Source organism: Streptomyces sp. NPDC003943 (genome assembly GCF_053605265.1).
Genome location: NZ_JBSGIW010000014.1, coordinates 41,642 through 56,411, shown reverse-complemented (window position 1 = coordinate 56,411; position 14,770 = coordinate 41,642). Strand labels below are relative to the sequence as shown.

At 69.3% G+C, this 14,770-nt stretch carries 13 protein-coding genes; 12 read left to right on the top strand and 1 reads right to left on the bottom strand.

Features of this window, described 5'->3' with window-relative positions:
• Positions 1 to 20: 20 nt before the first annotated feature.
• From ACWEV0_RS08820 to ACWEV0_RS08765, 12 genes are all read left to right on the top strand, one after another.
• Complete coding sequence (locus ACWEV0_RS08820) at positions 21 to 1,223, top strand: phage tail protein (protein ID WP_453147721.1); 1,203 nt, start codon at positions 21 to 23, stop codon at positions 1,221 to 1,223.
• The gene (locus ACWEV0_RS08815) at positions 1,220 to 2,467 is read left to right on the top strand and encodes a tape-measure protein (RefSeq protein WP_453147719.1); all 1,248 of its coding nucleotides are present in this window, start codon (positions 1,220 to 1,222) and stop codon (positions 2,465 to 2,467) included. The genes ACWEV0_RS08820 and ACWEV0_RS08815 overlap by 4 nt, the downstream gene beginning before the upstream one ends.
• A gap of 44 nt (positions 2,468 to 2,511) precedes the next feature.
• The gene (locus ACWEV0_RS08810) at positions 2,512 to 3,444 is read left to right on the top strand and encodes a phage distal tail protein (RefSeq protein WP_453147717.1); all 933 of its coding nucleotides are present in this window, start codon (positions 2,512 to 2,514) and stop codon (positions 3,442 to 3,444) included.
• A 35-nt stretch (positions 3,445 to 3,479) separates the two neighbouring features.
• Positions 3,480 to 4,673, top strand: a complete 1,194-nt coding sequence (locus tag ACWEV0_RS08805) for a hypothetical protein (RefSeq protein WP_453147716.1) — start codon at positions 3,480 to 3,482, stop codon at positions 4,671 to 4,673.
• 46 nt (positions 4,674 to 4,719) lie between these two features.
• A complete protein-coding gene (locus ACWEV0_RS08800; RefSeq protein ID WP_453147714.1) occupies positions 4,720 to 5,907 on the top strand; it encodes a hypothetical protein in 1,188 nt (395 codons plus the stop codon).
• A gap of 53 nt (positions 5,908 to 5,960) precedes the next feature.
• The gene (locus ACWEV0_RS08795) at positions 5,961 to 7,106 is read left to right on the top strand and encodes a hypothetical protein (protein WP_453147712.1); all 1,146 of its coding nucleotides are present in this window, start codon (positions 5,961 to 5,963) and stop codon (positions 7,104 to 7,106) included.
• Between the two features lie 12 nt (positions 7,107 to 7,118).
• Positions 7,119 to 8,258, top strand: a complete 1,140-nt coding sequence (locus ACWEV0_RS08790; protein WP_453147710.1) for a hypothetical protein — start codon at positions 7,119 to 7,121, stop codon at positions 8,256 to 8,258.
• Positions 8,258 to 8,830, top strand: coding sequence for a hypothetical protein (locus tag ACWEV0_RS08785; RefSeq protein WP_453147709.1), 573 nt, complete (start codon positions 8,258 to 8,260; stop codon positions 8,828 to 8,830). Before ACWEV0_RS08790 ends, ACWEV0_RS08785 begins: the two co-directional genes overlap by 1 nt.
• 10 nt (positions 8,831 to 8,840) lie before the next feature.
• A complete protein-coding gene (locus ACWEV0_RS08780; RefSeq protein WP_453147708.1) occupies positions 8,841 to 9,215 on the top strand; it encodes an ATP-binding protein in 375 nt (124 codons plus the stop codon).
• Positions 9,216 to 9,345: 130 nt separating this feature from the next.
• On the top strand, positions 9,346 to 10,257 hold the full coding sequence (locus ACWEV0_RS08775; protein ID WP_453147707.1) for a peptidoglycan-binding protein: 912 nt from the start codon (positions 9,346 to 9,348) through the stop codon (positions 10,255 to 10,257).
• A 39-nt stretch (positions 10,258 to 10,296) separates the two neighbouring features.
• Complete coding sequence (locus ACWEV0_RS08770; RefSeq protein WP_453147705.1) at positions 10,297 to 10,545, top strand: hypothetical protein; 249 nt, start codon at positions 10,297 to 10,299, stop codon at positions 10,543 to 10,545.
• On the top strand, positions 10,532 to 10,795 hold the full coding sequence (locus tag ACWEV0_RS08765; RefSeq protein WP_451605727.1) for a hypothetical protein: 264 nt from the start codon (positions 10,532 to 10,534) through the stop codon (positions 10,793 to 10,795). Before ACWEV0_RS08770 ends, ACWEV0_RS08765 begins: the two co-directional genes overlap by 14 nt.
• A 74-nt stretch (positions 10,796 to 10,869) precedes the next feature.
• Here the strand turns inward: ACWEV0_RS08765 and ACWEV0_RS08760 are convergent, their stop codons facing one another.
• Complete coding sequence (locus ACWEV0_RS08760) at positions 10,870 to 14,769, bottom strand: DNA-directed RNA polymerase subunit beta' (protein WP_403795374.1); 3,900 nt, start codon at positions 14,767 to 14,769, stop codon at positions 10,870 to 10,872.
• Position 14,770 lies beyond the last annotated feature (1 nt).

The window sequence follows — 14,770 nt, the reverse complement described above, 5'->3', positions numbered from 1 at the left end:
ACCCCGAAAGGAGGTAACCCATGTCTCTCAACAGCTCCCTGAAGGGCGCGTCCGACGCCCTGCGCCACCTCAAGACGCAGGCCTCCGGCGCCGGCAGCGACCTCAAGAAGGTCGGGGACGCCGGAAACGGAGCGTCCAACCAGCTGAAGAACCTCAAGACCAACGCCGACGGCTCCAACGCCCAGCTCAAGAACCTCAAGACCGCCTCGGACAACGCCGAGAAGGCGATGACCAAGGCCGGCAAGACCGGTGAGTCCGCCGGGACCAAGCTCGGCAAGTACGAGTCCGGCGCCGGCAAGGCGTCCAAGGGTCAGGACAAGCTCAACAAGTCGATGAAGGGCAATCTGCTCGCCCGGCTCGTCGAGCTCTTCATGCCTCTCATCGAAAAAGTCGTCGACATGGCGATGCAGTCGAAGACGATGCAGAAGGTCATCAAGAAGGCGTTCGACGCGATCAAGGTCGTGATCAGCGCCGTCATGAAGGCCATCGGGCCGATCATGAAGCAGGCCGGAGCCCTGATCAAGAAGGTCTGGGACGGCATCAAGAAGGCCATCACGGTCGTCGTCAAGGCCGTCGCCACCGTCATCAAGACCTACGTCAACATCTGGAAGACGGTCATCACCACGGTGATGAAGGCCATCAAGGCCGTCATCGGCGCGGTCTGGAACGGCATCAAGGCCGTGATCACGCCGGTGGTCAACTGGATCAAGGAGACGATCCCGCACGCCTTCCAGGCCGTGAAGGACAAGATGTCCTCGATCTGGGGCGCCCTCAGCGGCATCGCGTCCCGCGCGTTCGACGGCATCAAGAGCGCCGTGTCCGGCCCGATCAACGCCGTCATCGGCCTGATCAACCGCATGATCAACGCGGTCAACGGGGTCCACGTCAGCGTCCCCGGCTGGGTCCCGCTCGTCGGTGGCAAGACCTTCGGCGTGCACATCCCGACCATCCCGATGCTCGCCACCGGTGGTGTCGTCATGCCGCGCGCCGGCGGTGTCCCGGCGATCATCGCCGAGGCCGGCGAGGCCGAGGCCGTCCTCCCGCTCTCCAAGCTGGACCGGCTGCTCGCCCTCACCGCCCGCCGCGCCCGGATGCACGCGCAGCTGCAGGCGGGCCAGGGCGCCGGCGCCGGACTGCACATCGAGCACTACCACGCGGCCCGCAACAGTGACCCGCAGTCGACCGCGGACGCGCTGATGTACCTGGCGAAGGCGCGCGGATGAGTGCCGCCGCCTTCCGCAACCCGTTCCTGGGCGCGGAACCGGTGATGAGGACGCTGCGGCGCGGCCTCGGCGACGCGGCCGGCGGGCTGAAGCGGATCAAGGAGGACGCGCAGCGGGCGGCCGGCGGCATGGACAAGCTGGCCGCCGGGCTGCGGGCGGCCGGCAACACCGTGCGCAACGTCAAGACGAGCGCGTCCGGCGCGGCCGGCGCCGTCCGGCGGATCCAGCAGTCCAAGGCGGCGAACGGCTTCAAGAAGCTGGGCACCGCGGCGGGCAAGGCGGGGAGGGTGGCCGCGCTGTTCGGCGGCCCGGCCCTCTCCATGCTCCTGGACATGCTGATGCCGCTGCTGCCCTTCATGGACACCATCACCAAGCTGATGGACACCTACGGCACGGTGATGGAGCTCGCCTCCGTCGTCATGACCAGCATCAACCTGACGATGAAGACGACCCCGATCGGCTTCATCACGAGCATCCTCCTCCCGGTCGCCGCGTGGCTCATCGAGTACGCGGTGAACACCGAGACCGGGCAGCGGATCATCAAGCAGGTCATGCAGCAGGCCCTCAAGGGCTTCCAGGCGGTCTTCAAGTTCCTCCAGCCGATCCTGACGCTCATCGGCACGCTGGTCATGAACTACTTCAAGGCCTACCTGACGGTCTTCACGACCTTCCTGAAGATCATCGGCGACGCGATCAACGGGTTCTCCCACGTCCGGTCCATCGTCACCTCCGCCGTCAACGCCCTGCGCGGCATCGCGTCCAGCTCCATCAACGCGATCAAGAACGTCATCCACCCGTTCCTGTCCCTCTTCACCGACAAGATCCCCGGCTTCTTCAGCCACGCCAAGGAAGCCGTCGGCAACGCCCTGCACGGCATGGGCGAGCTCATCAAGGGCGCCCTGACCGCCGTCATCGGCGTCGTCAAGGGACCGATCGACGGGCTCATCGCCTTCGCCAACTGGATCATCGACGGGCTCAACAAGCTGAGCTTCGACTTCCTCGGCAAGCACTTCGGCATCGACATCCCCAAGATCCCGATGCTCGCCGAGGGCGGTGTCGTCTTCCCCGGTGCCCCCGACGCCCCGCGCATCGACGCGCTCAGCGTGCTGGAGAACCGGCGCGTCCCGGCCATCACCGAGGCACCCCGGAAGCCGCACCGGATCCGGGACTTCCACGAGGACCCCGGGGCCGGCCCGCGGTCGACCGCCGAGGACCTGCTGTTCCTCGCGGCCGCCCACTGCTGAACCCGTCCACCCTGACACCCCCTCAGAAGTGAGGTGACCGGCCCATGGCCGAGACCACAGTCGCTTACGACGCGAACAACTACACCGCCGACCTCGCGCCCGGCTCCCTCATCACCCAGGACGGGCAGATGCAGTGGGCCGGGCTTCTCATCGGCCCCGGCACGCCCTTCGCCGTCGACCGGGCCGGTCTGTCCGGCTGGGAGGACCTGCCCGAGTACGACTCCTCCGACGCCGACCGGCCCACCTCGCACGGTGCCTGGTCGGGCTCCCGCTACGCCAAGCCGCGCAAGGTCGGCGGCACGATCGTCCTGATGCCGGACTTCGACGGCGTCCCCGAGGCCGTCCGCGCGCTGCGCCAGGCGCTCGGCCTCCTGGAGGAGGAGCGCTGGCTCACCGTCCGGCTGCACGGCGAACTGCTCGCCGTGCGCGCCCGGATCGCCCAGCGCGTCGTCCCCGCCGACCAGGGCTTCGCCACCCAGGGCAGCACGCGCATGTCGGTGCAGTGGCTCGCCTCCGACCCGCGCCGCTACGTCGTCAACGAGCAGTCCGCCTCCACCACCGCCCCGCAGCCCGAGTCCGGTCTGAACTGGCTGCCGAACGGGCTGACCTGGCCGCTCAACTGGGGCCAGGCCAAGTCCACCGGTGACGCCGTCGCCGAGAACACCGGTTCGGCGGCCACCCACCCGGTGATCGTCTTCCGCGGTCCCTGCTCGATGCCGACCGTCACCGAGCGGGTCAGCAAGCGCCGGCTGCGGTACGCGATCGACCTTGCCGCCGGCGACGAGCTCGTCGTCGACACCGCCGCGGGCACGGTCACGCTCAACAACACCGCGTCCCGCCGCCACACCGCGATGGCCGACTCCAGCCCGGAGGAGCTGTTCCTGCTCGAACCGGGCCGCACCGAGCTGGCGTTCCGGCCCGACTCCGCCACCCCGGACGCGCTGATGACCGTCACCTGGCGCAGCGCCGAGTGGTGACCCCGCCAGAGCTCGACTCGTAAAGGAGTGAACCCATGACCGTACGGGCCGCCTGGCTCCAGTCCACGGGCCAGACCCGCGAGGACACCCGGATCGCCCTGTCCGCGCTGCTCACGCCCAGCAGCGGCAGCGCGACCGCTCCCCCGCTGCGCTCGCGGCCCGGCATCGTGCCGGGCGGCTTCGCACTGACCGGCGACTCCGCGATGCAGTGCACCATCGGCACCGGCCGGGCCGTCATCCAGGGCAACGAGACCGCCCAGGGCGCGTACATGATCGCGGTGACCGCGCCCGAGTCGATCACCATCGCCGACGGTGATCCGCAGTACGGCCGGATCGACGTCATCGAGCTGGCCGTACTGGACGACACCTACGACAAGAGCGGTGCCACGGACGCCGTGATCCGGCTGATCAAGGGCACACCCTCGGCCACCCCCCAGATCCCGGCCTCGGGCCCGGGCAGCTCCTTCCCCCTCTACACGATCTCCGTCCCGGCCGGCACCTCCGCCGGCACCGGCGGCATCGGCTGGACGACCGGCGCCGTCACCACCAAGCACTATCCGATGACGGCGCTCGGCGGCATCATGCCGGCCAGCGGTTTCAACGGCGTGTACGCGGGCCAGTACCGCGACGTCTCGGGCCAGTTGCAGCGCTGGGACGGCACCGCCTGGGTCGCGTACCCGAAGGCGATCGGCGGCATCGCGCCCAACGGCACGGCGACGACGGGCAGTTACGCGGGCCAGTACCGCGACAACGCCGGCATCCTGCAGCGCTGGGACGGCGCCGCCTGGCAGTACGCCGAGGGCAAGGCGACGATCCTCTTCAGCGTCGCGCAGACCTCGATGCAGAGCGTGCCGCCCAACGCGTGGACGCCGATCACGATGAACTTCCTCGACGTCGACGACTTCAACGCCTGGAACGGCACCGACACCTTCGTCGTCCCGCGCACCGGCTGGTGGCGGGTCACCGCCAACATCACCTGGAGCGGCGACTCCACCACCGGTGTGCGCGGCGCCCGCATCACCGTCAACGGCGGCGTCGGCGTGCCCCGCATGACCTGGATGACCTCGGCATCCATGGGTGCCACGAGCGTCGGCGGCGAGGGCCTCATGAAGTTCAACGCGGGCAACACGCTTCAGCTCGCCGGTTACCACAACCAGACGGCCGCGGTCCGCACCCTCGGCGGCTCCGGCTACTACACCTCCCTCACCGCCCAGTGGATCCGGTCCTGACCCGGTCCCGAACCGTCCTCCTCTCAACCCCGACCAGGAGAACCCCATGAACCTGCGCAGCAGCTGGGTCGCCGAGACCGGCCAGACCCGCGAGGACACCCGCCTCACCCAGACCCCCACCACCATGATCAACCCGGTCCAGGTCCGCTCCGGCATCCTGCCGGGCTCCTACAGCGGCCAGTACCGCCTGTCCGGCTTCTGGATGACCGGCGCCTCCGCGATGACGGCCACCGTCTCCGAGGGCCGCGCCGTCATCCAGGGCGACATCTCGCAGGGCGTCTACCCGGTGACCCTGCCGGCCGCCGAGCAGGTCACCTTCGCGGCCGGCTCCGCCACGTACGGCCGCCTCGACCTGGTGGTCCTGCGGGTCTACGACAAGCTCTACGACGGCGGCACCCGCAACGAGGCCGTCATCGAGGTCATCCAGGGCGTGCCGGAGGCCACCCCGAAGCTCCCGGCCGTCCCGCCGCGCAGCCTCCCGCTGTACCAGGTCCTCGTGCCGGCCAACGCCAGCGCGGGCAACGGCGGCATCCCGTGGGCCACGTCCCTGACCGACCTGCGCACCCCGGTCGTCTCGGCCGGCGGCATCCTCCCGGTCGAGGGCCCGGTGCTGCCGGGCGCCCACCCGGGCGCGTACATCGACACCCCGAACAACCAGCTGCAGCGCTGGGACGGCGGCAAGTGGGTCGCGTACCCGGAGGCCCTCGGCGGTGTCGTGCCGTCCTCCGCCTCCACCCTGCAGGGCTCCTACGTCGGCCAGTACCGCGACGGCACCAACGGTGAGCTCCAGCGCTGGAACGGCACCGCCTGGGTGGCGGCGTTCCCCGGCCCGTACTTCTACGACAACATCGACGCGGGCTACACCAACTCCGCGACCTGGGTGGACACGCTCTTCGACCGGACCGAGAACCCGGTGAAGATGACCTTCAAGGCCCCGGCCTCGCGGCGCGCGATCATCACCTTCGGCGCGCGGATGGAGATGGTCGGCACCGGCGGCGGCTACGGCGTCTTCTGCCCGAAGATCCTGCAGGGCACGACGGTGGTCCGCGACCTGGACGACGAGTTCGGCGTGATGAGCCCGGTCCTCGGCCCGACGTCGACCTCGACCACGCAGATCCTCAACAACCTGACGCCCGGCGCCACTTACACGGTGCAGACCTGGTACCGGACCTCCAACACGGCGGTGCGGGCCTGGTTCGACAACGTCTTCGTCTGCGTCCAGCCCCTGTACTGAGCCCCGCAGTACTGAGCCCCGGACCCCAGACCGCACCGCCCACAGGAGAACCCATGCCCGTACGCTCCGGCTGGCTGCTGCCCACCGGTCAGACCCGTCAGAACACCCGCGTCACCAACATCGGCGCCACCACCCCCGTCAACCCGCTGGGCGTCCGCTCCGGCATCCTGCCCGGCACGTACGACGGCAAGTACCGGGTCGGCGGCCTGTGGATGGCCTCCTCGGGCCCGATGACGGCCACCGTCTACCACGGCAAGGCCGTCATCCAGGCCGGCGCCGTCACCGACGGCGCCTACCCGGTCGCCCTCGACGAGGACATCACCATCACCTTCGCCGACGGCGACCCGCTCAACGACCGCATCGACCTCGTCGTGCTCCGCGTCTACGACCACGACGTCGACGCCCTCGGCAAGTACGACGCCGTCGTCGAGATCATCAAGGGCACCCCGTCGGCCACCCCGGTCGCCCCGACCGCGCCCGTCCGCTCGATGGTCCTGTTCACCGTCAAGGTCAAGAAGGGCGCCTCCGCCGGCAACGGCGGCATCGACTGGGCCGGCGGCGCCTCCACCGACCTGCGCGTCACCACCGTCTCGTCCGGCGGCATCATGCCCGTCTACAACAACGCCGGCATCGCCGGCGCCTACCCGGGCCAGTACCAGGACAACGACAACGCGCACTTCCTGCAGCGCTGGGACGGCACCGCCTGGGTCGCCTACCCCAAGGAGATCGGCGGCATCGCGCCCAGCGGCACCATCACCACCGGCAGCTACACCGGCCAGTACCGCGACTACAACGGCGGCCAGCTGCAGCGCTGGAACGGCAGCGCCTGGGTGGCCTACCAGCCGCCGGTCGAGGTGGAGACCATCACCACCGGCGCCACCGCGCTGCCCAACTGGACGGTCTACTCCTACAACGCGCGCCGGACCAAGAGCGGCCTGTGCACCATGACCGTCACGGTCGTGCGCAACGGTGCCGACCTCACCTCCAACGCGGCCGGCAACATCACCGACGAGCCGCTGTGCACCCTTCCGGTCGGCTGGCGCCCCGCCTGGGACTTCGAGGCCGTGGCCTGCGACGGCTTCGGCTCGGGCGGCGCCAACATCTTCAGCAACGGCCAGGTCAACCTGCGCACCTGGTCCCCGAACGGCGTCCTGACCGCCGGCCGGTACGTCCGCATCTCCGCCACCTACATCCTGTAAGGAGGCCCGCACATGGCACTCGACACGCCCTACCGGGCCATCTTCACCGACCTGCTCACCGACCAGACCCTGGACATCCTGCCGCTGCGCGACGTCCAGTTCGACGACTACATCGGCAAGGCCGGCTCCCTCTCCGGAACCATCCCCATCCCCGACAAGGCCATCGCCGAGCGGGTGAAGAAGGTCCGCGAGGGCCGCACCGCGGTCTACCTGGAGCGCGGCGGGGACCTGTGGTGGGGCGGCATCGTCTGGACCACCACGCTGCAGTCCAGCGGCCGCGGCGTGCTGACCCTCGGCATCCAGGCGGCGACCTTCGACTCGTACGCGAGCCGCCGCCGCATCCGTACCGAGATCAAGTACGACACCCCCACCGACCAGCTGGAGATCGCCCGCCGGCTCTGGCAGGAGCTCGACGTCCAGAACTACCCGGGCGCACCCGCCGGCGAGGAGCCCCGCCGGCTCGGCATCACCTTCGGTGAGGAGAGCTCCGACTACAAGCGGACGGTCTCCTGGCGGCTCGGCGACGAGACCGTCTACCAGGACGCGCTCGACCAGATCGCAAAGCTGGAGAACGGCTTCGAGTACCAGGTCCTGGTCTACCGCGACCCCGACCCCAACAAGAACGGCGCCCGGATCAAGCAGCTCCGGCTCGGCGCGCCCAAGATCGTCAACGGTGCGACCGACCTGATCTTCGACCGGCCCGGCGTCATCCTGTCGTACTCCTTCCCGTACGACGCGACCCGCGGCGGCACCACCGCCCTGGCCCGCGGCGCCTCCGTCAACTCCAACGCCGCCACCGAGTCCCGGCCGGTCTACTCCAACCAGCAGATCGCCACCGACCTGCTCGTCGACGGCTGGCCGCTGATCGACCTGTCCTCGGACCACAACGAGGTCACGGACCCGCTCGCGCTCGACTCCATCGCCGGCCGCGAACTCGGCGAGTCCCGGGGCGCCGTGGTGATCCCCCAGGTCAGCATCCACCTGGGTGGTGTCGTCCCGCCGCAGCTCATCGGCCGTGTCGCCCGCATCCGGATCACCGACGAGTGGTTCTCGCAGGGCCTCGACGCCCGCTACCGGATCATCGGTGTCAAGGTCACTCCCCCGGAGCGCGGCCGGCCCGACACCGCCGAGCTCTACCTTGAGGAGGCCTGATGCCCCAGCTGCCCGAGGACATCATCGACCGGCTGAACCAGATGGAACGCCGGCTCAAGACCCTGTCCACCGCGGTCAACACCCGTCCCGCCGCCAACGAGTTCCGGCCCGCGACGCAGACCGCCAACATCAGCCTCACCCGGCCGCTGATCCGGGTGTTCGACGGCTACAGCCACGAGATCTTCTCGGACGACATCATGACCGGCGGCCTGGCCCGGCCCTGGCTCCAGCTGATGCCGCCGCTGGCCGTCGACCCGGCCAAGTGGCCCTCGACCACCAGCACCGCCTTCACGACCATCGCCCGCTGCTCCAACCCGATCTGGCAGCCGAAGATGCGGCTCGCCATCAGCACGGCGGCGTCCACCGGCGGCACCGGGCAGGTGCGGGTCCTCGTCGACAGCACCCCGTTCGGCCCCACCGTCACCGCCGGCACCACGTACGACTACACCGGCCTGCTGCCCGGCGACATGAAGGCCAGGTTCGGCCAGACCATGAACATCGAGATCCAGGCCCTGGCCACGGCCGGCACGGTCTACGCCCAGCCCGTCCTCATCCACGGCACGCAGACCTGAGGAGCGCACCATGAACATCGACACCACCCAGCCCTGGGGCGTCGCCATCGACTACGCGGGCCGCGCCCTCGTCACCCAGAACGGCCACACGCTCAACGTCCGCGTCTACGACAACAGCATCGGCTACACGCTTGAGCGCGACCCGGTGACCGGGCAGTACCCGGCGGTGTACGTCACCGCCGAGCTCAACGAGAAGGGCGCGGGCGACTCCCTCCTGCGCGGCTCCGGCCTCGTCATCATCCAGGCGCAGAACGGCGTCCCCGCCGTTCCCGACCAGACCGCCGTGCAGCGGGCCGTCGACGCCGCCCTGGCCGACTTCGAGAACCGCCGCGCCGCCTACGCCGCGCTCTGCGCCACCTGGGCCCCGGCCACGCCCGCCCCGTAGCGCAGCCCCGCCCCGTAGCGAAGGCCCCGCCCCGTAGCGAAGGCCCGCCCCACCCCGTACGACCGCTATCCCGTACGTCCCGCCCCGTGCCGACAGACCGGCCGGGGTTTTCTCATGCCCGGAGGACAACATGGCAGCCCCCCTCACCGCGGACCGGTTCGTCGCCGCGCTCCGCGCCGAAGGCGTCACCGTCGTCGAGCACGACGGCTGGCGCACCCACAACCGCAACGGCCACGGGGCCTGGGGGCCCGTGGTCGGCGTGATGATCCACCACAGCGTGTCCAGCGGCACCGAGCACACCGTCGGCATGTGCTACGACGGCTACGAGGGCCTGCCAGGCCCGCTGTGCCACGGCGTCATCGCCAAGGACGGCACCGTCCACCTGATCGCCAACGGCCGCGCCAACCACGCGGGCGGCGGCGACCCGTCCGTCCTCCAGGCGGTGGTCAGCGAGACGTACGGGGACCGGCCGCCGGTCCCGCACGAGCACCAGGGCAGCTCCGGCGCCGTCGACGGCAACTCGCGCTTCTACGGCTTCGAGTGCATCAACCTCGGCAACGGCACCGACCCCTGGCCGGCCGCCCAGCTCGACGCCATCGAGCGGGTCTCGGCCGCGCTCTGCCGGGCCCACGGCTGGGGCGCCAAGTCCGTCATCGGCCACTCTGAGTGGTCCGACTGGAAGAACGACCCGCGCGGCTTCGGCATGCCCGTCATGCGCGGCCGGGTGCAGCAGCGGCTCGGCAAGGCCCCCGCGGCCAAGCCCACCGCCCCCGCCAAGCCGGCCACCCCGCGCTACCAGCCGTTCCCCGGCACCGCCTTCTTCAAGACCACCCCGAGCTCCCCCATCGTCACCGCGATGGGCCGCCGGCTGGTCGCCGAGGGCTGCGGCCGCTACCAGGTCGGCCCGAGCCCGCGCTGGTCCGAGACCGACCGCCAGTCGTACGCGGCCTGGCAGCGCAAGCTCGGCTTCTCCGGCTCCGACGCCGACGGCTGGCCGGGCGCCGCCTCCTGGAACGCGCTGAAGGTCCCGTTCGTGCAGTAGCCCCCACCACGCAAGACCCCCCACGCAAGGAGAACCACCATGTCCGAAGCCGCCAAGCGGACGGCCCGCACCGTGCTGCAGGCCGCCGTCGGCATCGCCGTCGTCCTGCCCGAGATCGTCGACGCCTCCGGGCTCCCCGCCACCCTGCCCTGGGTCGCCGGGGGGCTCGCCGTCGCCGGCGCCCTCACCCGGGTGATGGCCCTGTCCAGCGTCCAGCGCCTGCTTCCCGGCTGGCTGCGCACCGCGCCGGAGACGCTCCCCGAGGCGGCCGCCGATGACCGAGTCTGACCCGAACGACCCGGTCGCCGTGGCCCTCGAACTGGAGCGGCTGCGCGGCACGCTGGAGGCCGGCTTCGCCCGGGTCGACGGCTCGCTCGCGCTGCTCGTGCAGCGCAGCGACCAGACCGACAAGCAGCTCGCCGACCACGAGGCCCGGCTCGACGCCCTTGAGCGGGCCCGCTGGCCGCTGGCCAGCATCGGCGCGCTGGCCGCGGTGGCCACGGTCGCCGTCACGGTCTGGGAGCTGACCGCGCGCTGACCCGGCCTGTGAGACGAACGCCGAAGGGCGGCACCCCGTGCGGGGTGCCGCCCTTCTTGGCGTTCTATCGCTACTTACTGGTTGTACGGACCGTAGTCGTAGTCCTCCAGCGGAACGGCCTGGCCGGAGCCGGTGCCGAACGGCGAGTAGTCGATGTCGTCGTAGCCGACGGCCGAGTACATCGCGGCCTTGGCCTCCTCGGTCGGCTCGACCCGGATGTTGCGGTAGCGGGACAGACCCGTACCGGCCGGGATGAGCTTACCGATGATGACGTTCTCCTTGAGGCCGATGAGGCTGTCGGACTTGGCGTTGATCGCCGCATCCGTCAGGACTCGGGTCGTCTCCTGGAAGGAGGCGGCCGACAGCCAGGACTCCGTCGCCAGCGAGGCCTTGGTGATACCCATCAGCTGCGGACGGCCGGAGGCCGGGTGGCCGCCTTCCTGGACCACACGACGGTTCTCGGTCTCGAACTTCGAGCGCTCGACGAGCTCGCCCGGCAGCAGCTCCGCGTCGCCGGACTCGATGATCGTCACGCGGCGCAGCATCTGCCGGATGATGATCTCGATGTGCTTGTCGTGGATCGACACGCCCTGCGAGTTGTAGACCTTCTGGACCTCGCCGACCAGGTGGACCTGGACGGCACGCTGACCCAGGATGCGAAGCACGTCGTGCGGGTTGGTGGCACCCACGGTGAGCTTCTGGCCCACCTCGACGTGGTCGCCCTCGCCCACGAGCAGACGGGCACGCTTCGAGATCGGGTACGCCGTCTCGTCGGTGCCGTCGTCCGGGGTGACGACGATCTTCTTGGTCTTCTCGGTCTCCTCGATGCGGACGCGACCGGCCGCCTCGGAGATCGGGGCGACACCCTTGGGCTGGCGGGCCTCGAAGAGCTCGACGACACGCGGCAGACCCTGGGTGATGTCGTCACCGGCCACACCACCGGTGTGGAAGGTACGCATCGTCAGCTGGGTACCGGGCTCACCGATGGACTGGGCGGCGATGATGCCGACCGCCTCACCGATGTCGACCAGCTTGCCGGTGGCGAGCGAACGGCCGTAGCAGAACGCACAGGTACCGACGGCGGACTCACAGGTCAGGACCGAACGGGTCTTGACCTCCTCGACGCCCGCGTTGACCAGGGCGTCGATGAGCACGTCACCCAGGTCGACGTTGGCCGGCGCGATGACCTTGCCGTCCACGACGACGTCCTCGGCGAGCATCCGCGCGTACACGGAAGTCTCGACGTCGTCCGTCTTCCGCAGGACACCGGCCTCGTCCTTGGCCGCGATCCGCAGCTTCAGACCGCGCTCGGTGCCACAGTCCTCCTCGCGGATGATGACGTCCTGCGAGACGTCCACCAGACGACGGGTCAGGTAACCCGAGTCGGCGGTACGCAGGGCGGTGTCGGCGAGACCCTTACGGGCACCGTGCGTCGAGATGAAGTACTCGAGGACGGACAGACCCTCGCGGAAGGACGCCTTGATCGGACGCGGGATGGTCTCGTTCTTGGCGTTCGACACCAGACCACGCATACCGGCGATCTGCCGCATCTGCATCATGTTTCCTCGGGCACCCGAGTCAACCATCATGAAGATGGGGTTCGTCTTGGGGAAGTTCGCGTTCATCGCCTCGGCGACCTCGTTGGTCGCCTTGGTCCAAATCGCGATGAGCTCCTGAGTGCGCTCTTCCTTGGTGATCAGACCGCGCTCGTACTGCTTCTGGACCTTCTCGTCCTGCGCCTCGTAGCCGCGGACGATCTCCTTCTTCGCCTCGGGAACGACGACGTCGGAGATGGCCACGGTGACACCGGAGCGGGTCGCCCAGTAGAAGCCCGCCGCCTTCAGGTTGTCGAGCGTCGCCGCCACGATGACCTTGGGGTAGCGCTCGGCGAGGTCGTTGACGATCTCGGAGAGCTGCTTCTTGCCGACGGAGTAGTCGACGAACGGGTAGTCCTCGGGCAGCAGCTCGTTGAAGAGCGCGCGGCCCAGGGTCGTGCGCAGGCGGAACGAGTCACCCTGCTGCCACTCCGGCTCGCCCTCCTCGGCGACCGGGGGAACCCAGCCGCGCGGCGGAACGGTGCCGATCGGGAAGCGGATGTCGATCTGCGACTGCAGCGCGAGCTCGCCGGCATCGAACGCCATGATCGCCTCGGCCGTGGAGCCGAACGCGCGGCCCTCGCCCTTGGTGTCACGGAGCTCACCGTCGGTGGTGAGGAAGAACAGACCGAGGACCATGTCCTGGGTCGGCATCGTCACCGGACGGCCGTCGGCCGGCTTGAGGATGTTGTTCGAGGACAGCATCAGGATGCGGGCCTCGGCCTGCGCCTCCGCGGAGAGCGGCAGGTGGACGGCCATCTGGTCACCGTCGAAGTCCGCGTTGAACGCGGTGCAGACGAGCGGGTGGATCTGGATGGCCTTGCCCTCGACGAGCTGCGGCTCGAACGCCTGGATACCGAGACGGTGCAGCGTGGGGGCACGGTTCAGCAGGACCGGGTGCTCGGCGATGACCTCTTCGAGGACGTCGTACACGACCGTGCGGCCGCGCTCGACCATGCGCTTCGCCGACTTGATGTTCTGCGCGTGGTTCAGGTCGACCAGGCGCTTCATCACGAACGGCTTGAAGAGCTCCAGCGCCATGGCCTTCGGCAGACCGCACTGGTGCAGCTTGAGCTGCGGGCCGACGACGATGACGGAACGCGCGGAGTAGTCCACACGCTTGCCGAGCAGGTTCTGACGGAATCGACCCTGCTTACCCTTCAGCATGTCGCTGAGGGACTTCAGCGGACGGTTGCCGGGGCCCGTGACCGGGCGACCACGACGGCCGTTGTCGAAGAGGGCGTCGACCGCCTCCTGGAGCATCCGCTTCTCGTTGTTCACGATGATCTCGGGGGCACCGAGGTCGAGCAGACGCTTCAGACGGTTGTTGCGGTTGATCACACGGCGGTACAGGTCGTTGAGGTCGGAGGTCGCGAAGCGGCCACCGTCGAGCTGCACCATCGGACGCAGGTCCGGCGGGATGACCGGCACGCAGTCGAGAACCATGCCCTTGGGGCTGTTCGCGGTCTGCAGGAACGCGGAGACGACCTTGAGGCGCTTGAGCGCACGGGTCTTCTTCTGGCCCTTGCCGGTACGGATGATCTCGCGGAGCTTCTCGGCCTCTTCCTCGAGGTCGAAGGACTCCAGGCGCTTCTGCAGCGCCGCGGCACCCATCGAGCCGTCGAAGTACGTGCCGAAGCGGTCACGCAGCTCGCGGTAGAGGAGCTCGTCGCCCTCCAGGTCCTGGACCTTGAGGTTCTTGAAGCGCGCCCAGACCTCGTCGAGACGGTCGATCTCGCGCTGCGCACGGTCGCGCAGCTGCTTCATCTCGCGCTCGGCACCCTCGCGCACCTTGCGGCGCACGTCGGCCTTGGCGCCCTCGGCCTCCAGCTCGGCGAGGTCGTTCTCGAGCTTCTTGGCGCGGGCCTCCAGGTCGGAGTCGCGACGGTTCTCGATCTGCTGACGCTCGACGGAGACGTGCGCCTCCAGCGAGGGCAGGTCACGCGTACGACGCTCGTCGTCGACGTACGTGATCATGTACGCCGCGAAGTAGATGACCTTCTCCAGGTCCTTCGGGGCGAGGTCGAGCAGGTAGCCGAGGCGCGACGGAACGCCCTTGAAGTACCAGATGTGCGTGACCGGAGCGGCCAGCTCGATGTGGCCCATCCGCTCACGGCGCACCTTGGCGCGGGTGACCTCGACGCCACACCGCTCACAGATGATGCCCTTGAAGCGGACACGCTTGTACTTGCCGCAGTAGCACTCCCAGTCCCGGGTCGGACCGAAGATCTTCTCGCAGAAGAGTCCGTCCTTTTCGGGCTTCAGGGTGCGGTAGTTGATGGTCTCCGGCTTCTTGACCTCGCCGTGGCTCCACTGACGGATGTCGTCAGCGGTGGCCAGACCGATCCGGAGCTCGTCGAAGAAGTTGACGTCGAGCACT